Origin of the sequence: Allobosea sp., assembly GCF_030695125.1 — a bacterium.
Lineage (GTDB): Bacteria > Pseudomonadota > Alphaproteobacteria > Rhizobiales > Beijerinckiaceae > Allobosea.
The window spans coordinates 1-23328 of record NZ_JAUYTP010000056.1 but is presented as its reverse complement, the minus strand read 5'-3'; the positions used below and the strand labels follow the sequence as shown (position 1 = coordinate 23328).

The 23328-nt window shown below is 62.2% G+C and carries 20 protein-coding genes and 1 pseudogene; 6 read left to right on the top strand and 15 right to left on the bottom strand.

The window, feature by feature from the left end; all coding sequences use genetic code 11:
• Nucleotides 1-378: 378 nt before the first annotated feature.
• Nucleotides 379-702 (top strand): hypothetical protein, encoded by a 324-nt coding sequence (locus Q8S38_RS17935; protein WP_305681730.1) that lies wholly within the window; start codon nt 379-381, stop codon nt 700-702.
• A 367-nt stretch (nt 703-1069) separates the two neighbouring features.
• Here the strand turns inward: Q8S38_RS17935 and Q8S38_RS17930 are convergent, their stop codons facing one another.
• Both Q8S38_RS17930 and Q8S38_RS17925 read right to left on the bottom strand, forming a co-directional pair.
• Nucleotides 1070-1615 (bottom strand): hypothetical protein, encoded by a 546-nt coding sequence (locus tag Q8S38_RS17930; RefSeq protein ID WP_305681729.1) that lies wholly within the window; start codon nt 1613-1615, stop codon nt 1070-1072.
• 264 nt (nt 1616-1879) lie between these two features.
• A pseudogene (locus Q8S38_RS17925) lies at nt 1880-2329 on the bottom strand (MFS transporter); the annotation flags it as partial.
• 107 nt (nt 2330-2436) lie between these two features.
• Between Q8S38_RS17925 and Q8S38_RS17920 the strand changes: the two are divergent.
• On the top strand, nt 2437-3573 hold the full coding sequence (locus tag Q8S38_RS17920) for a thermonuclease family protein (RefSeq protein ID WP_305681728.1): 1137 nt from the start codon (nt 2437-2439) through the stop codon (nt 3571-3573).
• Between the two features lie 26 nt (nt 3574-3599).
• Here the strand turns inward: Q8S38_RS17920 and Q8S38_RS17915 are convergent, their stop codons facing one another.
• The 4 genes from Q8S38_RS17915 to Q8S38_RS17900 all read right to left on the bottom strand — a co-directional run bounded on the left by Q8S38_RS17915 (nt 3600) and on the right by Q8S38_RS17900 (nt 9529).
• Entirely contained in the window at nt 3600-4748 is a 1149-nt protein-coding gene (locus tag Q8S38_RS17915; protein WP_305681732.1) for a ferritin-like domain-containing protein, read from the bottom strand.
• Between the two features lie 34 nt (nt 4749-4782).
• Nucleotides 4783-6159 carry a GMC family oxidoreductase gene (locus Q8S38_RS17910; RefSeq protein WP_305681727.1) on the bottom strand — a complete coding sequence of 459 codons (1377 nt, stop codon included), beginning with the start codon at nt 6157-6159 and terminating at the stop codon, nt 4783-4785.
• Between the two features lie 136 nt (nt 6160-6295).
• Nucleotides 6296-7852 (bottom strand): ISL3 family transposase, encoded by a 1557-nt coding sequence (locus Q8S38_RS17905; RefSeq protein ID WP_066723697.1) that lies wholly within the window; start codon nt 7850-7852, stop codon nt 6296-6298.
• A gap of 405 nt (nt 7853-8257) precedes the next feature.
• A complete protein-coding gene (locus tag Q8S38_RS17900) occupies nt 8258-9529 on the bottom strand; it encodes a hypothetical protein (RefSeq protein ID WP_305681726.1) in 1272 nt (423 codons plus the stop codon).
• A gap of 192 nt (nt 9530-9721) precedes the next feature.
• On the opposite strand from Q8S38_RS17900, the gene Q8S38_RS17895 reads away from it, so the two are divergent.
• Nucleotides 9722-11362, top strand: a complete 1641-nt coding sequence (locus Q8S38_RS17895; protein WP_305681725.1) for a Rossmann-fold NAD(P)-binding domain-containing protein — start codon at nt 9722-9724, stop codon at nt 11360-11362.
• 174 nt (nt 11363-11536) lie between these two features.
• On the opposite strand, the gene Q8S38_RS17890 is transcribed toward Q8S38_RS17895, so the two are convergent.
• Nucleotides 11537-12670, bottom strand: coding sequence for a hypothetical protein (locus tag Q8S38_RS17890; protein ID WP_305681724.1), 1134 nt, complete (start codon nt 12668-12670; stop codon nt 11537-11539).
• A gap of 177 nt (nt 12671-12847) precedes the next feature.
• Between Q8S38_RS17890 and Q8S38_RS17885 the strand changes: the two genes are divergently transcribed.
• A complete protein-coding gene (locus Q8S38_RS17885) occupies nt 12848-14068 on the top strand; it encodes a Swt1 family HEPN domain-containing protein (protein WP_305681723.1) in 1221 nt (406 codons plus the stop codon).
• Nucleotides 14069-14121: 53 nt separating this feature from the next.
• On the opposite strand, the gene Q8S38_RS17880 is transcribed toward Q8S38_RS17885, so the two are convergent.
• Nucleotides 14122-15321 (bottom strand): RHE_PE00001 family protein, encoded by a 1200-nt coding sequence (locus tag Q8S38_RS17880; RefSeq protein ID WP_305681722.1) that lies wholly within the window; start codon nt 15319-15321, stop codon nt 14122-14124.
• 233 nt (nt 15322-15554) lie between these two features.
• Here Q8S38_RS17880 and Q8S38_RS17875 point away from each other — a divergent pair, with 233 nt between their 5' ends.
• On the top strand, nt 15555-16706 hold the full coding sequence (locus Q8S38_RS17875; RefSeq protein ID WP_305681731.1) for a tyrosine-type recombinase/integrase: 1152 nt from the start codon (nt 15555-15557) through the stop codon (nt 16704-16706).
• A gap of 90 nt (nt 16707-16796) precedes the next feature.
• On the opposite strand, the gene Q8S38_RS17870 is transcribed toward Q8S38_RS17875, so the two are convergent.
• From Q8S38_RS17870 to Q8S38_RS17860, 3 genes are all read right to left on the bottom strand, one after another.
• Nucleotides 16797-17264, bottom strand: a complete 468-nt coding sequence (locus Q8S38_RS17870; protein ID WP_305681721.1) for a Ros/MucR family transcriptional regulator — start codon at nt 17262-17264, stop codon at nt 16797-16799.
• 166 nt (nt 17265-17430) lie between these two features.
• The gene (locus Q8S38_RS17865; protein WP_291820926.1) at nt 17431-17703 is read right to left on the bottom strand and encodes an HU family DNA-binding protein; all 273 of its coding nucleotides are present in this window, start codon (nt 17701-17703) and stop codon (nt 17431-17433) included.
• A 136-nt stretch (nt 17704-17839) separates the two neighbouring features.
• Nucleotides 17840-18103 carry a WGR domain-containing protein gene (locus Q8S38_RS17860; RefSeq protein ID WP_291820929.1) on the bottom strand — a complete coding sequence of 88 codons (264 nt, stop codon included), beginning with the start codon at nt 18101-18103 and terminating at the stop codon, nt 17840-17842.
• 308 nt (nt 18104-18411) lie between these two features.
• Between Q8S38_RS17860 and Q8S38_RS17855 the strand changes: the two genes are divergently transcribed.
• Nucleotides 18412-18645: a hypothetical protein gene (locus Q8S38_RS17855; protein WP_291820932.1), complete on the top strand. Its 234-nt coding sequence runs from the start codon at nt 18412-18414 to the stop codon at nt 18643-18645.
• 127 nt (nt 18646-18772) lie between these two features.
• On the opposite strand, the gene repC is transcribed toward Q8S38_RS17855, so the two are convergent.
• From repC to Q8S38_RS17835, 4 genes are all read right to left on the bottom strand, one after another.
• Entirely contained in the window at nt 18773-20002 is a 1230-nt protein-coding gene (gene repC / locus Q8S38_RS17850; RefSeq protein WP_305681720.1) for a plasmid replication protein RepC, read from the bottom strand.
• 163 nt (nt 20003-20165) lie between these two features.
• The gene (repB, locus tag Q8S38_RS17845) at nt 20166-21155 is read right to left on the bottom strand and encodes a plasmid partitioning protein RepB (protein WP_291820938.1); all 990 of its coding nucleotides are present in this window, start codon (nt 21153-21155) and stop codon (nt 20166-20168) included.
• 72 nt (nt 21156-21227) lie between these two features.
• Nucleotides 21228-22415, bottom strand: coding sequence for a plasmid partitioning protein RepA (repA, locus tag Q8S38_RS17840; protein ID WP_291820941.1), 1188 nt, complete (start codon nt 22413-22415; stop codon nt 21228-21230).
• Between the two features lie 330 nt (nt 22416-22745).
• Nucleotides 22746-23328 (bottom strand): helix-turn-helix transcriptional regulator (locus tag Q8S38_RS17835; protein WP_305681719.1); only part of this gene is annotated, 583 nt, incomplete at its 5' end.

Below are 23328 nucleotides of genomic sequence, written 5' to 3'. Positions count from 1 at the left end.
AAAACGCCAAACTCTCCGAAAACCGGCCGGAGATTGATCGGAACCCCGGCCGGCTTCAAATCGGAATGGTGGCCGACATCAGATCGGAACGGTGGCCGGCTTCAAATCGGAATACCCGGCCGGAATGAATCGGAATCCGCAACCTGTTCCACCCAGCATGCGCAAGACGGTCCAGTTCTGCGCTCTCAGCTGCAAGGATGGCGCATCACATGCCCAACCTGCGACGGGCTGCTCCACGACCCTGACGGATTGGAGTCACAGTTGTCGCCGAACCTTATGTGGGGCGCCGCCTCGAGAGGTGAGCGACTCCTGCACCGCGAAGCGCACGACGGGTCGCGGCACTGGATCTCTCCAGCAGTCGTTGCCAGGTTGCTTCTGGTGCCCCGCTTCGTTCGCTGGGGACCAGACAAGGGAGACTATCGGCGGGCGCGTCTACTGGGGCTCGTCATCCCAGAGTTCGACCGGATTGCCATGGAGGAGCCGAGCAACATCGCCAACTCCGGCAAGCCCATCCTGCCGCTCCATCTGCGCCCGTTCCTCCTCGCCGGCGTGGCGGTCGTTCTGGAGAGCGGACCGGAAATGCTCGACCTGCTTCGCAGGCACGCCATCGGCGTCCGACGCGAACTGTTCGATGCCTTCGCAGCAGAAGCCATCGCTCAATGGGTCAGCGTGCGTGCTCATTCACAGAAGCAGCTTATTTGAGAATGAGCACCCGCCCATTCTCATGATTAAATGCTCAACCCAGTTCGGAAGCGGCCATTCTTACATTTAACTGCAAAGCGACAACCACGTCGACGTCAAAGTCATCGCGGTGAAGCGCTGGTAGTTCGCTGGCTAGATATTTGAGGGCAGGGATTGGACGTGGATTCAATCCGATGGCAATGTGGAGCTTCACGTTCCGAACGGAGTTCTCTCGATGAGCGACCAAGACCAGGCGCCAGCACCAACTCCTCAGCCAGCCAGCCCAGCGCCCGAACCGTCAGCGCCGCCGCGTCCGTTTACGCCCGCGCCGCTCGCAGACCTCGGCACAAAATCCGAATACATCCCGCCCGAGCCAACGATTGAGATTTCAGAAGGCTAGCGCTTGGATAAACGGTGCGAGTGCAGCCACTCCAACTGCGGTGAGGAAGGTAGCTACGGCCAGGCCGCGCGCGTCTCTGAGATCTTTGGCCATCTCGTCCGCGCCGCCTTTAGTGATCTTGTCGGTTGTAGCGACCTGGTTCAAGTACTCCTGAATCAGCCATGCCTCGTCCCAACCTTCGCGAAATACCTGCAGCCAGAAAGTCGAGTTTCGCCCGGCAAAATCAAGGTTCCGGCTCTTCATCACTGCCAGACACCAGCAAGCGACCGCGATGAAGCCCACCGCCAGCGTCATAAGGGCGAAGAAGGCCGACACCATGAACGGACGATGATCACCTTCAATAAATACCTTGCCACCAATGATGAAGGCGCCTGATCCGGTGGCTACTGATAACGTGACCGAGAAGCCGAGAAGCGTCATCGCCTGTCGATCGATCGCATAAACTAGATCGAGTATCGCTTTCTGGCGCTGACGAACATCGTCGAGCGCGAATTTGGCTAGGTCTGAGAGCTTTCCAAATTCGGCAGTACTCATAGCAAGCACCAATCCCCAGCCATTGCCATCTGACACCTTACGGCGCTGTCAGCTCTCCGGTCGAGGTGTTCGCGCCCTTGGTCGAGCCATACTGACTGATGCAAATCCCGAAGATGGTGTCCACACTGAGTTAGAACGCCGCGCTGCAAGCTGCGCGGCCGCGCGGCCCAACGGTTGGCGACGGTTGGACCGTTGTGGGCGGTTGCGAGTTCGCGCCGTATGAAGCCAAGGTCGAGCCAGTGTCGCAGCAGCATGCCAAGGCGTTCAAGCGCGAACCAGATCGCCAACCGCTACTTTCCTGGCAATGGGCACGAAGGCCAGGGCGGCAATCGTCAGGACGGCGACCAGTGCCCAGGCTTCGTTGATCGACTGCACCAGGGCCGCCTTCTCCACCAGCGGCTGAAGCAGCGCTTGCGCCTGCGCGTCGAGCGTACCTGGCGGCCGCGCTGCCATCAGTTCCGGCGGCACGCCGATAAACCTCGCCGTCTCGACGTCGCCAGCCTGCAGCCGTGCCGCGATCGTCGTGCCGTGCACGGGCGAGCGGCTGTAGATGACGGTGTCGATCAGGGCGAGACCGATCGCGCCGCCCAAGTTGCGCATCAGGTTGAACAGGCCGCTGGCATCGGGCACGCGCTCCTCGGGCAACTGACCCAATGCGAGGCGCGTCGGCGGCAGAAGGCAAAACATGATGGCCAGGCACCGGATCACTTGCGGCGCTGGCTGGTAATGACGCCACCGTCTGGCGCTGAACACTCGGCAACCCGAGTTGCAAAACACCTATTTGAGAGCCATGTTCGATCAATCAATCGGAGGGCGCGACTTTGGGTTACGTTGAAATGAGCGGTCAGGTTGATGTCTTTCAGTATTGGCCGCACGGCGCATCCGACGTCGATACACTTAAATTCATCCCCGACATGACCTCCGCTACTTTCTTCTCGGATAGTGCGCCGGTGAATATCAGCACCTTTCTCGAGCGAGGCGGCACCTTCCAGCCAGACGACAACAAGCCGGGCGAAGTGCGGTTCAAACCGATCCTTCGAAAGGCCGGTGGCGCATCATTTTCAGTGCGACTTCAGGGGATCGATGCTCCTGAAACCCATTACTCACCCAACTACCGCGAAGGCATGTTCGACGGAGACTACGGCACATGGATTGCAAAGCACGTCGCGCGACAGATCTCCTACCGACAGCCATACGGTAAGCTCTCGACTGACTTCTTCGCCAATAGTTTGCGATCGAAGCTTGGCGTTGGAGCCTTCAATAAGAGCAGTTCTGCGGTGTTCGTTCCTGCGAAGCTTAAGATTTTTGCCGATGGCATCAATGGAGCCGCCGACGTCTATGGTCGCATCGTGGGATATGTAACACTTTCACAGAATGGGCACGATGTTGTCTTAAACGATCTCGCTCTGTTGGAGGGCTTCGCATTCTGCTCGTTCTACGGCAGTATGACAGTGAACGAAATGCAGCGCCTGCTGGATCTCTACGCGACGCATGGCTCCGACGGCGGAAGGCGGTCGCAGCTTCGCAGCAATGTTTCGAACGAGTTGCGCGATTTCGAGCCGGGGCTTCACACATCGAGATCGATGCGAGATACGGATCAGGACGACAACGGAGCGAATTCAATTCGTGGCACGGATTCCTTCCGTTCTAAATGCTTTGATCCCAAGCTTTATCGCCGTTGCGTCGATTGGGTAGGACGTAGAGAAGCCTTGGGCGAGCCAGCGACGCTCCTCGACTACATGCGCAGCAATGACGAGGAGGTCGTCATGCTAGCCGATTTCATAGCTGCCAACGGCGATTGGTCGATCGCGAGGAAACTGTCGATGGGTTCGCTTGTCGGACCGGACGGCGCATTTCGTTACAAGCCGGGCGATGTAGTTTTCGAAGCCCGGCCGGTGACGATTGTCGATGAGCAAACGCGGCCACTTCCAGCCAGCTTCCGGACGCCCTACCCATGACAGAGTGATGCCAAGTTCGATGACAGCTACAGCTTCTCGGCAATCTGCTTCAAGTTGTTCGAGGCAATTCTGATCTGAGCCGGTACATTCGGAATCTCTGCGAGAAGCGCCGCTTCGTTAGCAAGCTCGCGTGAGCGTTCAGCCGCGACGGTCCGGGCAATGCGGGCAGGAGTCGGAAGAGTGACATGACGGGTCAATCCAAACGACGCGCCAGCGCGGGAGCCATCGGATCGGCCGGACGGCAAGAGCGCCAAGCCCTCCCCTAAGGGTTTGATCACCGTCGTCATCGCGTTGATGGCTGCGTCGCAGAACGATGCAGCGACTGGACCTGCCGGGCCTTCAGCGAAAGCGTGCTGCAGCAGCCTCATTATGAGTGAATAGACATCGTCGAACAAATCGCCAAGTCGGCTCGCCAATGGGTCGGTGATGAGGTTCACTCGCCCCTCGATGTTCCAGTCGCCGCGGATCCTCGGCACCGGGTTCTTGAGCACGGGGCGCGCGGGCTCAAATTGCGGGTCGATCGTTCTCTCGTCCAGGTACGCGTTCAGTGTTCGCTGGAATACCGCGAAATGCGAGTCCCCGCGGTCGATGTCGGTGCCTTCGCCCTGTTCTGTGATCAGGTCGATCGCGGCGATCGCTGACTGTCTGCCACTGATAGGGATGAGGTCCGGAAAATGAGTGATCTCCGGCCCCATCTGTCCGACGCCTGGGAAAAACAGCTCGTTCTCGGGCAAGGCAATGATCTGGTCGCGGATTAGCCCATAAAGTTCGCCGACTGATTTGTACCGCGCCGGCGCATCGTCGTTGCTTTGACTGGTCGGGAAAGGTTCCAATTGGTCGGCAGGCGTTTCGTACGCGATGAACCTGCGGAGAGCGGATGCGCCGAAGGGCTCAAGCGCCAGCGGGAGATCAAAGCCGTAGTAAGTGCGCTTCTGGGGAAAGTTTGGACGAAGGTAATAGGGCTCACCGCCGACTGCAGCGAGAAGGTTCCACGCTTGCGCGAGATGGAGCATTTCTTCCGCCGCGACCATGTAAATTTCAGACGCCCACAATCTGGCGGACTGAAGCTGCTTCCAAGTTAATCCCCCCTCGTTCACGTCCTGTTTGATAGAAAAGGCCGAAAACAAATACGAACACGCTAGGCCGTGCTCCAACTCGCAGGCTTCGGTGAGCAAACTAAGCAGGCGTGAGCGACTGGGCTGCGTCAAATCAAGGGCCTTTTCGCAAATATATGGAGATCTTCTCGGCGGCCCTCAGCGCGAGTGCCGCTACCGTGAGCGTCGGATTGGCGGTGCCACCGGTCGGGAATACCGAAGCCCCCACAACGAACATGTTGTCGTGATCGTGTACGCGACAATCCCGATCCACAACCGAGGATCTTGGATCAGTTCCCATTCGCGTTGTGCCGATGATATGTCCGGCGCCAGAATACGTCCCCGCCGGCTGGGGAATGCGATCGGTGTTGTTGTTTGGAACGTTCAGGCGATCGAAGATGTCGTTGATAAGTTTGGACGCCTGCTCGAAAGCAAGAAGATTGTAGGCGTCCAGCCTTGTTGTCAGCTTGCTTCGCGGAATGCCGAAAGCGTCAAGTTCGTCATGCTTCAACTCGACCCGGTTTTCCTGACTTGGAAGCATTTCGGTGGAGTAGCTCACTCGAAATTGGCGCGTCAGACGATCTCCGAGCGCGGTGCGCAGATGCGAACCTATGAGCCCTTGGGCTAGCTTCTGCTCGAGGGACTTGTAAGGCGTTTCCACCCTGCCCATTCCGTCATTGCCAATCGACAAGCGAAACGCTGCATATGACGATCGAAATGCGCCGTCGCGAAACGTATCGACCCCGACCGTGGTCGGTGGACCTCGAAAGGGGAATAGACGCTCCGGGACTATAGCGGCCATCTGACCTTGTAGGTGGTCCATCAGGTTGCGCCCAACCTGATCGCTGCGATTTGCGACACCGGCCGGTGCCGTGTCCCCATCGGCCGATGCGAGGAGAAGGCGAGGCGTCTCGATCGCATGAGCTGCGATCACATACAGATTCGCTTTGAGCTGGCGCAGCTGTCTCTTACCTTGATCGTCCCATTGTGTGTACCGCAAACCGCTGATGCGGCCGGTGGCGCGGTCAAGCTCGATCTTTGTAACGACAGCCTGAGCACGCAACTCCGCGCCGCAACGCACAGCCTTCGCGACATGAACTGTCGCATCATACTTCGCCCCGATTGGGCAGAGCGGCACGCACGAGGAGTTTCCGGCGCAAGCCGGACGGCCGTCATAAGGTCTTGAGTTACGCGCCTGCGGCGTCGTGGAAAGAGTGACCGCGGTGTCGAGGAAGTCGAGCCCTCGGACAGCCTTTGCAACGACGAGATCGCCATAGGCTGGCCAGATTTTGCTCATCGGAAAGGGGCGACTACGATGTGCGCCGTGCAAACCGTTGAGTTCATTATGGTCGCCCGCGACGCCGAGCTCGGTTTCGGCGTCGCAATACCAACGCTCGAGTTCATTGTAATCGATCGGCCAATCCACCCCGACACCGTACAGCGATTTCAGTCGAAAGTCGGCCGGCAGGTGTCGGGGCATGTTGCCGAGCATATGCCACGTCGATCCCCCCACGCGCCGGAGGTAGCCGCTCTTAAAGGGCGTCTCCTTATTGACCTGGAAGTAGCCCTGGTCGGAATGTGTTTCGGCGTGCAAGTTTGGGTCTGACGCAATCTCGCTGCAGCTTCGGTCACATTGCACCGATGAGGCGAGCCTGAAGCAGGTCGATCTTTCCACGGCCGTACATCTGACGTTTGACGAGCTTGAGCTTCGTGATTTGGCCTTCGGTCTGCCCGTTCGACCAAGGCGATGTGACGGCGGCGCGAACGGCCGCTTCGTCCTTTCTGACGCCGCTGCAGAACGACGCCACGAGGCTGTCGGCGGCGCGCTCCATCCATAACGGCATGCCAGCGACAGTCCTGGTACGGATCATCTGATGGAAGTCCAAGATGATTTCGCGGGCCTTCACGAGCTGCGGCAGGCCGGTTTCTATGGCTGCGATGAGAACAGTCTCTGCCTTTGAGAGCTTGTCGCGCCCATTCGTCATGAAGCGAGCGATGGTCCGGGCGGAGGGGATGCGGGCAAGGGTGCCGGCATCGGCCTTTTCGGCACGCCGCCGCCGCGTCGCCCACTCGGACACAACTCTCGCACTGCCGCGGAAGCCGCGCACCCGCATCGAGCGCCAAAGCGCTGAGGAATTGCGCTTTCCGGCATCCCACTGTGCGTCGAGCCAAGGCAGCTGTTCCTCCAGGGAACTCTGCCGTGTCCGGAAGACTTCGGAACGCTGACCGCGGACGATGCGGCGCACCGTATCCCGCGCCAGGCAGGTGCGCTTGACGATCTGCTTGATCGGCACGCCATCGCTAAACATAGCCATGACAGCAGCATTGGTCTCTTCCCGGCGCTGGTACCCTTCATATTGCAGGCGCTCCGCGGACGTCAGGAGAGCGGGATTGATGACCGTGGCGCCGATAACGGAGCGGATCTGACGCATGGATTTGCGAACCGCTTCCAGAAAGGCACGGCTGGCATTCTCCATCAGATGCCAGCGATCGGCGACCTGCTCTGCGGAGGGCAACGCTTTTGCCGCTGCTTCGCCATATCCGCCGCCGCGGTCGCGAGCGACGACGGTTATCGACGAATGGCGGCGCAGCCACGCCTCGGATGTCGCAGGCTCCCTGTCGGGCAGGAGCGTCACGGTCCGTCGTCGTTCGAGGTCGCAGACGATCGTGCCGTACCGGTGATTGCGCCGCCATGCGAAGTCGTCGATGCCGATCACGGTCAACGTCTCCGATGGCACCTGCGCTTTGCGCCTGACCACGCGCAGCAGCGTGTCATTGCTGACCGGGACCATCAGCCGCCTGGCGAAGCCCGCCGCCGGACGACCGCCAAGCGCCAGGCCAAGATGATGAACGATCAGTTCCAGTCGCCCTGTCCGGCGCGACATCGGAGCCAGCACATCATCACCAAATCGCTCGGCGAAGATGCGACGGCCGCACAGCACGGCATCGCACCAGAAGCGCCGAGCCAGAACTTCGAGCTCGACGCGCCGGCCTGAAATCGGGAGGTCAGAGGCCCGACGCGCGTATTGGCTCTGGACGCGTTGTGAGCGGACCCCGCAAGACGGACACGCGCCCGAAGACGCTGTTGCACGAACCGTGACGACGGCACGATCCCCGTCGATCTCCGACCGGACGACGGCAAAGCAAGGCGGTACGAGGCTGGACGGGCGAACTCCGTGCTGCATTGCGCTGATTCCTTCTGGAAAACAGCGCCAGATCACCGCTTATCTGCAGCGAGATTGAGTCAGACCCAAGATTGGACGCCGATCGGGGGGCAATATTGCGCGCCGTTTGACAGTGATCGTTGCAGAACTGGCAGGCACGCGCTTCTCCGCCGTTCCGGTAACCGGGCCATAACTGGCGCGGCGGCGAAACCGGAGTTTTCCGTCAGGGATGCCGCGCGCCGAAGTGACTCCCCTTGTCGCCGAGGTCTGACACCATTGCTAGGCGAAATCCCTGCACGGTCGAACCGTGACGCGGTTCGTCGCTCTCCAAGCCGGCGAGTTTGGGCGGGACAACATCCTAACTCGTCATCACCAAGACCGTGCAGTCCTAGGAACGAGGACAGACGGCCCCGCCAACGGCAGAGCCTAAAGGCGGGTCACGACACTCCCACCAGGCCCGATCGCGGCGACGGCCGTGGGTCTAGTGCCCCCGGGGCCGGCAAACTGAAGCACACGATCCGTATCGATGGGCTGCGTGACGGTTTGGAGGCTCATTGTGATGAGGCGCGCGTTTGATGCCTCCGCGATCCTTTCGATCGCCGCGACGGCCAGACCCACGAGCAGCACGGCGACCGCAGCGATCCCCGCGACGGGGGGCACGAGCCGCGCCGGCTTCGGAGCCACCACGGCTGTCGCCTCGACGATGCCGAGACGCTGCAAGGAGCGGTAGGTCGGCAGCTCCCGAACGGGCACGCGTTCGCCGTCGCAGGGATGGAGAAGCTCAGCCACGGCTCCGGCCACCACGCTCTTCAGTGGTCGGGGGTCCTGCAACGGCCCCTCAGCGGTCAATCCTGCTGCGGCGGCGCTGGCGATGGCCAACATGAGGACCGCGTGGTTGTTCGAGATCCTGCGCTCCCAACCAGCCCCGGGAAGAAATTCACGAAGCGTGACGGTGAACCGGTCCAACTCCGTCTCCGATGGCAGCAGCGCTGCGGCCCATTGCAGCGTCAACGGTTCGCCGGCCTCGTCGCGGACCAGGCCCCACCGATGTTCCTCGTTGAGAAGCGCAAGATTGAAGAGCTGCTCTGCCGACGCCGCACGCATCGAGTCCGCGCGAGCCGCGATCAAGGCCGCCGCACCCTCGGCGATCTGATAGACGCCAGAGCGGACGCGCTGCGCGAATTGCTCAAAGCGATCCACCGCGCGCCGGAAGGCCAAGGCGCAGGATTGGCGGACCTCCTCCCGCGTGCGTCCGCCGAGGCAGGCCATCGCGCGAGGTATCGCATCCCACTGCAGATCCCCTTCGACGTAGGCGGCCATCGCGTAATTCCACCCGCTTCCGGCGTCGCTGCCTTCGGGGAGTTCACGAACCAGCAAGACGAAGCCCTCGAGCGTGATCGGCGCGCCGCCGTTCGCGAGCTCCTCGCTCAGCCGTTCGTAGGTCTCGCGCCAGAACACCTCGCGGACGATCGCATCGCGCGGCAAGCCGAGGATCTCGGCCGAGATCGGGATCATTTGCAGGCGGGTTTTGCTCTGCTGGTTGCCCTTGCCGGCGACCGCGCGGCCGATGGCCTTTTCGTCCAGCCGGAGGTCGTCGAGGCTCGTGTTTGCCGCGAGCTCAAGCATTCCGGCCTGTGTCCAGCCGCGCTTGCGCCCGATCGCGACCCCAATGACTTCGGTGTGAAGACGTCTTGCCACGGTGGCCTCCAGAACATGGGTTCACGCGGGATCTGGCATCGGCCTTGCGCCGATCGCCATACCAAAATCGGAAATTTTGGGTGGTAAGACCGCCATTTCCAGCTCACTCCCGTAAATGGAGGTTGTGCCCTCCACCATGAAGCGACGCTGAACGACGGTCGCGGCTAACGAATCGCATTCGGGAGCCCCGTCGTGACGACATTCGACAGATTCCGCCGCAACATCGTCAATTCCGTGGCCGAGATGTTGGCGCGCGGGCCAGGCCAAGCTGCGACGCTCGAAGCTCACGCCAGGCGGCGAATTCTGGTGATCGGCGGCGGCCCGGTGGGGCTTGCCTTCGCCGCATCTCTTCATGAGTTGGCTGGCGATCGCGTGGCAGTTACGGTCGCGGACGGCCGGTGGGCGTCCGAAGGTCGCGGCGTACGCTGGCGGAACCCCGCCGAGGGCGTCAATCGCCGCCAGCAGGTGGTGACGATCCAGTCCCTGGTTTTCTCGCGTCTCCCCGCCGCGGTCCGCGCGGCGATGTTTCCCGACGGGGGCTATGGCGAGATTTGGCCCACAGGCCGGGAGTCGCCCGCGAGCCTGGGCTATCCGAGAAACGTTCGCATTCGCGATCTCGAGGATCGTCTCCTGTCGCTGGCTCAATCGCAACGGCTCCGTCTGCTTCCCGAGCAGATCAATGCGACCGAGCTTTCCCTTCGCGATTGGGATCTCGTCGTCATCGCCGATGGCGCCAATTCCCGAACGCGCGACCATTTCTCGGCGGCGTTCGGACAGCCTGATGCGACCCCTTACAGCCTGCACGGCCGCCAGGTCGTCGACACGGTGCTGGGCTTACGCGCGCGCTCGAGGATGTCGAGCGCGTCGAGCGTCATCATGACCATTTTGCAGCAGCGCTTCCTGTTCAATGGCCTGCCCGACGGTCAAGGACTTCTCTACATGCGTCTCACCGACGAGGAGGCAGCCGAGGTTCGTGGGCGTGCGCCGGGTGAGCATGAATTCCGGCCCTGCATCCAGTCGAACCCATGCCTGGTGACCTGGGGCGCGGACCGCCCGCGCGGACCCTTCGTCTGCACCAAGCGCGGATCGGAGTTCGTCCCGGCGACCGATCCGGCCTCCTTCCTGTGGCCGCGCGCGCTCGAGGGGCTGAAGCTCTTCGGCATGCCGGCGGACACGCTTGACGCGATCACCGCCTTCCCCCTCGCCATGACCCGCCGCGCCGCCTTCAGCGCAGAGATCACGCCGACGGGCGCCCAGCATCGGGTCTTCGGCGCGCTGATCGGCGACGCCGCGGGCGTGACGCATTTTTGGCCTGGACGCGGACTAAACCGCGGCCTGTCTTCGGCCTATGCTCTGGCCGTCGTGGTCAGCCGTCTCGATCCGGCTAGCAATCTGCGGAGCGCGGACCTCGCCGAATTCGAGGGCGTCATGGCACAGCTCCAGAGCCGCCATCAGGACCGGGCCTGGCGGGCGATGGTGCAGCTTCAGGCCGGGCAGGTGACGCCCGTCAAAGCGATCATCGGCGGGGCGATTACCGGCCAGCGGGCTGGCCGCCAAACCCTCCTGCGCGAGATGCAGATTCGCGCCGCCAACCTCGCCGCCGGCCTCAAAGATCGGCTTCCGTCGCCTCCTGCGCTCTCAGAATTGTTCGAGGCCTTCGACCTGGTCGACGACGAAACCCTCGCCGTAATCGCGGTGACTGGCGCCTGGGAGACCCTCGGTTCCGGAGGAGGCGAGATCGATGTCGATGCAATCCTGCGGGTCTTGCCAACCACGACCGGGACGGCGGATTTAGCGCGACGTCACGCATGCTCGCTATCATTACGCACGTAGGGCGTGGCGTGTCCTTCGCCCTAAACGCCGAAATAGTTGCCCAACATCGTCTTCCTCCCAGGTCAACGTGACCGAGAGGTCAATGGCAGGGAGACGTTGCGCAACGTTTGACCTACAATCGAAGCCCGTGGTGGCGTGCGGTTACCTTGCCGGTGGCGATCGGCAACGCGGTGACTACACCTTCCGATTCTCGGCCTCGATCGTCCTCAGCTTCTTGTTGTGGAACCGCGCGTTTTCCCTACCACGCGCGAGCTGCTCCGGCGTCGAGACGAACACCGACAGGACGTGGTCCCACTGGCCAAGCCCTTCCAGGTCGAACCGCACCTCGATCGCGAGTTTCTGGTTTGTCAGGTCGAACGACGGCACCTCGACGCGGTCGATCCGATTCACCGCCAAGAAGGGCGTCGACGGGCCGTCCCGGCCTTCCTTGAAACGCGGGATGCAGGACAGCCGGATCATCTCCATCATCGCCAGGCGTCCGAACCACGGCGAGCCCCTGTAGCGCCAATAGAGGTCGGATAGGTCGCTGCCTTGGCCGAGATCGGCGAACCAGGTGCCCAGGGCCATACCCAAGACGGTTTCGAAATGTTGGATGTAGGCCTCCAGCCCGTGGAGAAGGCGCCCATCCTCGCGGGACATGGTCGAAAGACTTGCGGCGGCGTCTCGGCGCGGAACCTGATCCTGGAGACGGAACTGCACTTCGTAGGCCTGCCCGACGCGCTCGACGATAGGCGGGTCGGCGAGCAATCCTCCGAAACCGAGCTCGTTCAAGAGCACGTAGCGCCGCTCGGGCAGCCATGTGCCGAAGTCACGGTTCAACGACCAGAGATCGCGTCCCGATCCGCTGACGAAGTGGGACAGGCGGACCCGCGTCCCATCCGGGCCGGAGTGGACTATGCTGCCCACGGCGACGATGTCCCGGCCGATGGAGATAAGGTCGCCCTCGGCGTCGGAACCCGATCCCTCGATGCGCCGCGAGCCTTCGTGCTCTCGCTTCATCCTCCTGAGGTGGTCCGCGGTGAAGCGCTTCTCGTCCCGGTCGATCAGGACGCCGCAAGACGCACACAGCCATATCCCGTTGTCGATGTGAGACCGTTCCTCGGGCGTCATCGTCGGGTCGTAGCGGCGCGCTCCCGGCCCGGGCGCGGCGGAACAGATGTGGGCCGCGACGCCGATCATCGTCACGGCGTCGGGCGCCTCGTCGCTAGGCCCGACCGTGGAGAGCTTGCAAGACGAGCAGACGTAACTGGCGCGCAAAGCAAGGTCGAGCTTCGTCCGGGCGCTGAAGTCGTTCCGCGTTTTCGTCATTCGGTTTGCGCGCCCTGCGGATCATGTCAACCGCGAGGTTATACCAGCCGACGCACATGCCAACCGGCGGCGGCTTCTTAGAACCCGGCGAGCGCGAAGCGCCGGGGGATAGGTGCGACAACTGCCACATTTCGGCCCGTGTCGTGGTGAGCATGACGCCGAACCGACGAGGGCGCCATGACCGATTCGCTCCGATGGATGAAAGACTTGGACGTCGCCGGTCAGGCCTTGCAGCCGTTGCGCGACATTCAGCGCCTCGCGGACCCCTACTCGGAGATCCGGCGCCAGATCGACGTCGAGAGCAAGATGCTGACGACGCTTCGGCGGGAGGAAGCGTGGCGCAAATCGTTCGCCGACATGGACCAGTCCAGTGCGCTGGCCAAGCTGAACGACCAGTGGGAGCGTCAGCGCAAATTGATGGAAGGTCCTTTCGAACAGGCGCGCCGCCTCGGCGTTGTCGGTCTTGGAATGCCCGATATCCTCCGGGGCGGCTTGACGGCAATGCAGCTCTCTGAGATCCCTCATACGGTCGCATTCCGCCTTCCGCAGATCGACGAGATCGGAAGCTTGGCTCGCCGGGCCGCGGAAGCGGCCGAACTGACGCGGCGAGCCTTCGCGACGACTGCATTGGAAGCGGAGATGGCCCGGATGCATGAGCCGTGGCTCCGCGTCGGCGCCGAGGCGGCCTCCGCACGCGGCTTCGCCGGGATCCTCGCCATTGGCCACGGTCTCGCCGAGCGGGTTCCCTTCGGCGGCAGTCTCGGCGCGAAGCTTCGCGGCGACCTTGGGGACTGGCGCGATGTGGCCTTGCCGACCGCGGATCGATGGCTCGACCCCGGTGCTCGGTCGGCGTTCTATGTGGAGCGCGGCTTCGATCCGAATCTGACGGACTTCACTCCCGCCGCGTTCGAGGCGAGCCTGCGGATCGCCGGACTCTGCCAGGACGGGCCGGCCTCTCTCGATGAGGACGAGGACCATGACCGGGCGAGGGAGGCCTTCGACAGGTTGCGGCTCTTCGAGGCCGAGGTACGACTCTTCCTGGACCGCGTGATGCGGGAAGCTTTCGGCGATGACTGGATGCGGCATCGACTGCCGCCGACCATGCTGGAGCAATGGCGGGCGAAGCGCGACAAGGCGAAGGCCTCCGGTCGGACCGAGGCCCCGCTGATCCACTACGCCGACTTCGCCGACTACCAGATGATCATCGAGCGCTCCGACAACTGGAAGGCGGTGTTCAAGGGCATCTTCCGGCGCCAGGAGGACATGAGAGAGTCGTTCCAGCGGCTGTATCCGATCCGGATCGCGACGATGCATGCCCGGGCCGTCACCCAGGACGACGAGCTCCTACTGGTGGTGGAAACGCGGCGCGTTCTGAAGGCGATCGGCGCGGCAAACTGATGCGCCCGACGGGGTGGGGCGCTTCTTGCCGACATGAGAAAGGCCGTCATTGATTACATGATGCCCCAGGCCCGATAGCGTTTCCGTCCCGTGAGTTCGCGCGGCAAGCTGCCGCCGAGTTGCTTCAGCATGGCCTCGACCGCCTGCGGCGAGACCTGCAGGCGCGCCGCCGCGAGCTGCACGGAGACCAGCGGGGACGCGACGAACAGGTCAGCCAGCTCCGCCAGCTTCGAATTCCCCCTTCGGCCCTCACATTTTCGCAGCATCACGGTCCGCGCCAGCGACAGCCGATCGAGATCGGCCTGCCCGAACGCGGCCGCCTCAGTGAGCGCGCCGAGCAGCCCCGCGATCCGGACGCTGAGGGCCAAATGCGGGCTCCAGCGAAACTTTCCCCGCCTCAGCCCGAGCCCGAGCGTCGGCAGATGCGCGTCCGCCAACCCCCGCTGCCGCAACACCGTGGCCGCAAACGCAAAGCCGAGCTCGCCGGCGCGTTCGGACGGCTCGAGCCAAAGCCAGGCATCGAGCGCCAGTGCGGCAGCAAGGGTCGCCGGCAGCCCCCTGCCCTCCTCCAGGACGCTTTGCCAGAGCGCGAACCGCCCGGCGGTGTCATAGCCGGGATCGCGCAGGGTCAGGCTTTTGCGGCCCGCGTCGGAGGACAGATCGTTCCAGGCGTCGAGCTTTTTGCGCGCGCGCGCCAAGAGCGCGTCGATTGCGGCGAAGGCCGGGTCGTCGGAATCGTCCGCGTCCTCCCGGTCGAGCTCATCCTCATCGGCTTGGTCATCGTCCTCTTCAGGATCGATCCGGTCCCAGGGTGCGGCGACCTGTTTCGGGGCCATCGCGGTCGTCACCCCCCTCTCCGTCGGGTCCGGCTCTGCCGGTCCCTCCATGCCGAGCCGCAGCCGAAGGGCACTGGTGCCCAGGATCTCGGCCGGCTCGCGCCGGGCCAGGCGCCGGCGCTCCTCGAGCATGGCGGCAGCGCGCGTGATGTCGCGGGTCGGGCTGCGCACATCCATGCCGGCATCGTGCAGGACGAGATCCTCGAGCGGGCACAGGCCGCCGGTGAGCCCGATCAGGGCCTGGGCCTCAAAAGCGTGGCCGCGCTGGCGAACCCCCTCGGCCAGGACAGGCTCGGCGCGGGCCAAACGCTCGTCAAAACGGGCGAGCGCGATCGCCGCGGCCTCGGCGGCGGCAACGCAGTCGCAAACCAGGGCCTGGCGCCCAGCGCGCGAGAGATCGTAACTGATTGACTTCATCATACTTACTCTATCATAGCCAAGCGAAATAGATATTCATTTGTTTCACATCGACACCTGTGAGCGTCCGTCCATCACTATCGATAATTACCTCTTATCGATAGTGATGGACAGGCGATCGGAAATCGGCGATTCTGGCGCTCCAGAACGTCGCCAGCGCCGTCAGCCGGGCTTCCGGTCGACGAAATCGGCCCTCGCGATCTGCACCAGGAGCGCCCGTGACATCGATATCCATGCTCTCGGCCGAGACCGAAACGCGGCGGGCCCTGCAGCTCGACGCGCTTGCCGGCATTCTGCCGATGGAGCGCCGCGACAAGCTCGCCACCATCCTCACCGACGACGACATCGCGACGCTTCGGCACCTGGCGAAAGAGGGCATGGGTGAGAACTCGCTGCGCGCGCTCGCCTCGGATCTGGCCTATCTCGAGGCCTGGTCGATCGCAGCGACGGGCTCACCCCTGCCCTGGCCCGCGCCGGAAGCGCTGGCGTTGAAGTTCGTCGCCCACCACCTCTGGGATCCAGCGCGGCGCGCGGAGGACGCCGCCCATGGCATGCCGGCCGACGTCGAGTTTTCCCTGCGCGCCGAAGACCATCTGCGCAGCGACGGGCCCCATGCGAGCTCCACCGTCAAACGGCGCCTGGCTCACTGGGCGACGCTGCATCGCTGGAAGGGCCTTGAGAGCCCGCTCGGCACATCGGCGATCCGCACCAGCGTGCGCCTGGCGGTCAGGGCTAGCGCAAAACCGCGCCGGCGCAAGAGTAAGCGCGCTGTGACGCGCGACATCCTGGACCGGCTGATCGCGACCTGCCAGAGCGACCGTCTCGCCGACAGCCGCGATCTCGCCATCCTGCTCGTCGCCTTCGCCTCGGGCGGACGCCGGCGCAGCGAGGTGGCGCGGCTGCGGCTCGAGCAACTGAGCGAGGAAGGCGATGTCCCACTTGATCCCGATGATCCAAAGTCGCCTCGCCTGCCCTGCATGGCGATCGCGCTTGGCCGAACGAAGACGACACAATCGGACGAAGATGCGCGCGTGCTGCTGATCGGCGCACCGGTCGCGGCCCTGCGCGAGTGGATCGAGCGGGCCGACATCAAGAAAGGGGCGGTGTTTCGGGCAATCGACCGCTGGGAGGCGATCGACGATTGGCCACTCACGCCACAGGCCGTGAATCTCATCCTGAAGCGCCGATGCGCTATGGCGGGCCTAGATCCGGGAGAGTTCTCGGCTCACGGCCTGAGATCAGGCTATCTGACCGAGGCAGCCCGTAACGGCGTCGCACTGCCCGCGGCGATGCGCCAGTCGCAGCACCGGTCGGTTCAGCAGGCTTCGCGGTACTATAACGACGCCGATCAGGCGCTCGGGAAGGCTGCAAGACTGGCGATCTGAGGCGCCACCCCTTCGCAAACGGCGGCGACCGGCTGACAGATGAGCGTTGGGGCTGGAGCCCCTCTCCTGCGCCGATCGTTGCGGAGAGGATCAGGCCGATGCTTTGGCTCGCGCCGTTTTCGCGCGAGGTGCCGGCTTCGGCGCGGAGCCGACCGCAGCCTTGCGGCCCAGCCCCATCGACTTGGCGAGCGCGGAGCGCGCTTCGGCATAGGCCGGAGCGACCATCGGGTAGTCCGTAGGCAGGCCCCACTTTACGCGGTACTGTTCAGGCGACAGGCCATAGGACGTGTTGAGGTGCCGCTTCAGGGATTTGAACTTCTTGCCGTCTTCCAGGCAGATGATCGCATCTGGCGTGACCGACTTTCGAATCGGGACAGCTGGATTCAGGGCGGCAGCCGGAGCAGGCGCCGGCTGCGAGCCAAGCCCGGCAAGCGCCGAATAGGTGCTCGCGATCAAGCCGACGAGTTCGGCCGGCTGAACGTTATTGTTCGAGACATAGGCAGAAACAATCGAGGTCGTCAGCTCAAGAAGCTCGGGATTGTTTTTGATTTCGGGCATTCTTCTCTCCGAGTCCGCCGAGTGTTCTGGGCTATTTCCTTAAACTTCGGATATCCATAATATCGAGCAAGGTCTACCCAAAATTCGGCTTGCAAGACCCAATAGCAGGGCAAAATCGGAGCGATGATCGCGCCTGGTCCTGCATCTCAACTGTATCGAATTTAGATCAGGCGACGGTGTCGGCCAGATCCTTGGCAACCTTGAACTTGACGACGGTCTTTGCGGGCACGTCGATCATCGCGCCTGTCGAAGGATTGCGGGCCTGGCGCGCATCGCGCTTGGCGACTGACAGCTTGCCGATACCGCCAAGTGTGACGTCGCCGCCCTCCTTCAGGGTCTTCGATGCGACCTCGGCAAGGGACGCCAGGACAGCGCCAACATCTGTTTTGGATTTGCCAGTGCCTTCGGCGACCGCTGCAATGAGTTCGTTCTTGGTCATTGGAAATCTCGCTGATTCAGGGGGAAAGCGCGCTCCGAATATCTGAAACTGGCCAGAGGGCAAGCATTCACGCGATTATGCCGGATCGCAATCGACGGTCCCTACCCCTCGCAGTCCTATTCCGCATAGGCCGCAGTCAGCGAAGTCGGTAGCCTCGCGCCACCTTACGAGTCAGCCAAACGTCGAGCGATTCAACGGCGGCAGCATGATCGGCGTGAAGATCGAGGCGGCGCCGCCCATTGGCTCCGATGCGCCCCCATTCGCGGATCAAAGCCGTGTCGCCAAACAACGTCGGTTCGATCGCCAGCACATAGAAGCGCGCCATGTTGCAGCCCTCGTCCCGGCGCTCCAGCACCAGCATCTGCAGTTTAACCGTGGTGGTCTCGCGCGCGACATCCATGCACGACATCTCGCGCGCCGTGACAGGATCGGTCCAACGCAAAGCCTGAATCGATCAGCCCGCATTGATTCAGACCGGTGATACATCGCCAATATCGGCGCCGAGCTTGCGACGCTTTCTCCAGGGCAAGCGGTTTCGGCGACATCCCCGAAGGTTTCCGTGCGAGACGCCCAGGCTACCTCTCGCACCCAGGTCAGCGTCATTCTCACCAAAGCAGCGGGACGGCAGGCTGTGAAACAGTCTATCCTCGTCGCGCTGGCCGCCTCACCCGCGGCGCGCGATCACTGCAATATCTCGAAGGCTCCCGAATGAATGAAAAATCGAAGCAGCGTATCGATGCCGATAACGCGTTTCTGAGGACGCAGACGCAATCGATGGTGCGCGATCGCATCCTGTCCGAAAGCGATACGATCGCCCAGACCAGAGACGCCAATACGGCCCGGCTGAGAGAATTGCGCCTGCAGAAGGAGACGCAAGCGCGCGATGCTGCAGCAGCAATTCCGCCCAAGCCTGTTCCTCAAAAACGCCCAAAGCACGATTGAAACGACGCTATCGACCTCCTCGCCAACCGAACCGAGACCCTTTCCCGAGACTGCCCCTTCAGCGCGACCCTTCTCCAAGGGAGGCCGGCCCGCCAGCACGCAAGGCCGAACAGCCTGATCCACGCCGTCACGCTCGCTTCTTGTCGCGCTTGCGGCTGCCGATCAGTGCCATCAGCATCGGCCCGAGCGAGAATTCGCCGGCCTCGGCCCTTCGCGTCAGTCCCCGCAGATAGCCGCCAGCGCTGCTAATCGCCTCACCGCGCTGCAGGATAGCCGCCACGACGATCGAAGCCTGAACCTCACCCATGATGCCCGTCGCCTCGTTCCAGGCGCTCGGGCTGATGCCCAACATCGGTCGCACCACCGCGGCCGTTGCCAGGAAGTCTCGCCAGTTCGCGATACCGCCCCTGGAATAATCGATCAGGTCGGGACAGGCGTCTAAAACCATCCCAAGAGGGAACATCCCCTCCGGCACCCGCTTCGGTTCCGGCACGATCTCCAAACCGCCTCCCCTGCTTTCTGGAAAGCGCGGTTCAAGATCAATAGGGGAGTCTGGATTTGAATTCTGTATGTGACGCTCAATATGAGACTCATTGCCGCTCATATTTTGAGTTTTAATATGAGTTTCCAGCAGGTTGAGGATCTCGTCGGCAAGCAGCGAGAGTTCCTCAGCAATCGGTTCCAGTGCCAGGCGCGTTGGACTGCGCGGAATCCGCGCCATGATGCCTCGATAAAGGCCGTGGATCTCAGCCCAGTCGGCCGGGCCGCGCCCGGCTTGCTGTGTGGGGACGCTCTCTTCGAGACCCGTCGCGATCATCTTGGCGATGTCGCGCCGGCAGATCGTGATACGCTCTTTGACCAGGCGCAAAGCCCGTGCTTCCGCCTCGACCTCGTCCGCCAGCGCTTCGAATTCTTCCGCCCGCACCACGAGCGGGGCCAGGTCGAAGCCGAAGGCGAACTCGATCTCCCCTCCCCTGCCCTTGCGGGCGTAGCGCTTCCAATTGGGTCTGTCGCGTCTGACGATCAACCCAGCGTCGACCAGAGCCGCCAAATGGCGCCTGAGCGTCGCCATCGGCATGCCGTGCGCCCGTAGCCCGAGTTGGTGGTTCGAGGGGAAGACGATCAACCCCTCGCCCGTGAGGACGGTTTCCGGGTGGAAGGACAGCAGCGCATCCAGGACAGCCAAGGCGCGCTCAGGTACGCCGAGCGCGTTCTTGGCCGTGCAGATCGCTCGGAAGATATTCCATTTGTGGACCGCTTTTTCAGGCGGCCGCGTTTTCGCGCTGGCCTGGCTTGCTACATGGGCAAGCGTCAGCGACCGCCGCCCAAAAGGCGTCGTCGAGAGTCGTGGTTCCATGATCCTTGCCTCGTTTAGGGCAAAGGAAATTGGCTCGCCGAAACGGCGCTGAATCTCACTAGAGACTCTTGACGGTGATTCGTGGAAGTGCGATTCTGTGTTTGCTTAGGACACAGAGAAGGGCTTCCGGAACGTCGTTTCGGGGGCCTTTTTCTTTTGCGGGCTAATCTCCGTTTGTGGTTGCACTCGCCCGACGCCTGAAATCATCGTACAGACGATCCAGATTATCGGACAAATAACGGCCGAACGCTTTGGCATCCGGTCCTTTGGCCTTGATGGCCAAAGTGAATTTTCGCCCCTCCGCCAGCATCTCCGCCGCGACGGCACCGTCGTGCGGTGCCCAACTTTGCCTGTCAGGCTCGCTGCGGCTGCGGCTCTGTTTCGTCTTCAGGCGGCGTTCGACCGCAGCGAAACGCTCTTCGGTGGGCAGTTCAGCAAAGCCTTCGCCTTCGATCACGGCGATAGCCGCATCGTAATGCGATGGGCGTTCGAGCAGGAGCTTCAACTCATACCAGCGATCGCGGCCGATGCCCTTCGCTGGTCCGATTGCCCGCAGCACCTTTTCTGGAAGGCCCGCGACGGCGAGCATCTTCGAAAGGGTAGACCGGTCCAGGGCAAGAGCGGTCATGACGATGGCGTTGTCATCGTCATAACGCAGCTTCGCCAATTCGGAGGCATACAACGCCTTCTCGATGAAGGAGAGATTCGCGCGGGCCGAATTCTCCTGACCCTGGGCAACGACATGTTCCCGGTCCTTCATCTCCTTGATGACGGCCCGGACCTTGCGGCCCAGCAGCTTGGCTACTTTCAGGCGACGGTGGCCGAAGACCACCATATAGCGCTCGCTCGAGGCCGGGTGAGGGCGCACCAGAATCGGGCTGTCCTGTCCGCGCGCGCGGATAGCTTCCAGGATCTCGTTAAAATCCTGCTCGTTCTCCTCGAGACGATCTTTGATGAAGGAGGGATCGACGCTATCGGGATCGAGTTCGACTATGGGCTCGCCTTCCATGAGCCTGTCGGCGCGTGCCGTGATCTCGTTAAGAGAATTCAGGAAGGATTTCGACGCACCCTTGACCGCATAGTCGAGTGCGGGCTGCTCCTCGGAAGGCGTATCCTTGGCCAGCAAGTTTGCGAAAGGATTTTTACGAGCCACTCCGCAGCCTCCTCATCGGGCGCATGCCGTTGAAATAGAAGCCGTTTTCAACCGTTTTTACGGCGGTCAACATTACAGCCGCCCCCATGCCTGATGAATGAGCCCTTGCACTTCGAAATTGACCGCATCCATGCACTCGATCGCGCGGTCATATGTCTCACGCGTGAAGTTCGCGCGCTCCACCTCATAGAGCGTCTGCTTCGTCAAACCGGCATCCGAGATCGCGGTCGATTTCACCATCTGGGCCTTCAGCATTTCCGCCGCGAGCATGCTCTGCATGAGGCCGAGCATCTCAACCTGCGGCACGTCCGTCGGCTCGAAGCGGGTGATGAGATAGCGCAGCCAGTCCATGCGAACCTCGGCGCCGGCGTCCTTGATGGTCTTGGCGATATTCCCGAGCATCAGCAGGAATTGGCTCATGGACATCAGATCCAGCATCTGCGGATGAACTGTGATGAGCACAGATGTCGCGGCGATTAGCGCCGTCAGCGTCAGGTAGCCGAGCTGGGGCGGGCAATCGACGACGACGACATCATAGGAGGAATCGACCTCCTTGAGCGCATTGCCGAAGCGCGTGAAGAAGCGCTTGCCCTCCGCAGAATTCTGCATCGCCAAGGGCGTGTCGTATTCGTATTCCTGAAGCTCAAGATTTGCAGGAATAACATCCAGTGACGGAAAATTCGTCGGCAGGATAACGTCCCGAATAGACTTGCGCTGATCGTCGTAGCGGATCGCGTCATAAAGCGACGGGTTCTTGTCGAGTTCCGGCTGAAATCCATACAACGCCGACAATGAAGCCTGCGGATCGAGGTCGACGGCTAGGACCCTATGCCCAGTCAGGGCGAGGTGCTGCGCCAGATGCGCCGCCGTAGTGGTCTTGCCTGAGCCGCCCTTGAAGTTAACGACAGCGATGACCTGCAATTTCTCACCCGGCTTACGGTGAGGGACGTATTTTTTGACCTCAGACCGGCCGTTCTTGTCGAGATATTGCCGCAGCTCAAGCATTTGCTCAGCGGTATAGAAGCGGCGCCCGCCGGCCCCGGTCGAAGGCTCCGGCCCCTTACCTTCGAGATGCAGGCGCTTGAGATTGTTGGGACTGACGCCAAGATAGTGGGCGACCTCCGCCATGGGGAACCGCCTCAGCGTTTTCTGGGCGTTGGGCGGAAATTTCTCCAGGCGAAGTTGATTAAGCTTGCGCGAGATCTCTGCGCCCTGTTGGAGAATTTTATCGTCGAACTCGAACGGAGCGAGAGCGTTCATATTTCGGATGCCAGACCAAATAGCGCCAATTCGGCATCTTTTGCCGATTTGGCGCCAGTATGTCCGATTCTCTCGCTCGCACAACAAAAATGAGGTTAACAGAATCTTAATGCGCAAGCCTGCGCAGCGGCGCGAACGCAAACTGGCTTTTGAGTTCCTCTAGCAAAATCAGCATACTAGGAGCATGCTGATCCGCCTTTGTGCTCCATTAACCCGCTGTGAAAAGCCGTTGATCACCATGCCGCAGACGTGAGCTTTTCCGAAAAATATTTCCGACTCAGTCGCTGATAGCCACCAGATCCGCAATCCAGCGGCATAGCGCGTCTCATGTCAGGATATCGTCCTTCCGCGAAGAGCAATCGCGACGGCCTGCGGCAGCGTATCAGCGCCGAGGCACGCCCGCGCATTATCGAGATGAAACTTCACCGCCCGCGGCGTGATGCCCAAGATCATCGCGGTGGCTTCCATTGATTTGCCGCGAGACGCCCACGCGAGACATTCCCGCTCGCGCTGGGTCAGTGGAACAGCCTCATTGCGTGACGAGCCCAGCGCCAGTTTCGCATCCGCGTGCGCATGAAACGTCAGCCCGATCAGTTGAACGATATCGTTTGCTTCCGTGACCATCTTCCCATGCGCTGTGCTGACCTCGTCAACTGCGAAGGTGAAGGCGGCGAACCGATTGAAGCCACCGGCGATCGCGACGGAGACGCCATGGCGAATGCCAAACTCGTCGGCGTCGTCAAAGAGACGCTTCTGGGCGCGCAGCGGAAACTTGTGTAGGGCGGTGACAAAACCAACCAGTGGAGCGCCGGTGATTGTGCTGGTTCGGGCGGCGTAAAACCCGTCCACTGGATAGGCTGGTCCCTTTTGGGGTTGGCGGGGATGTTCGCTGTGGAGGTCTACGCGGCGGTTC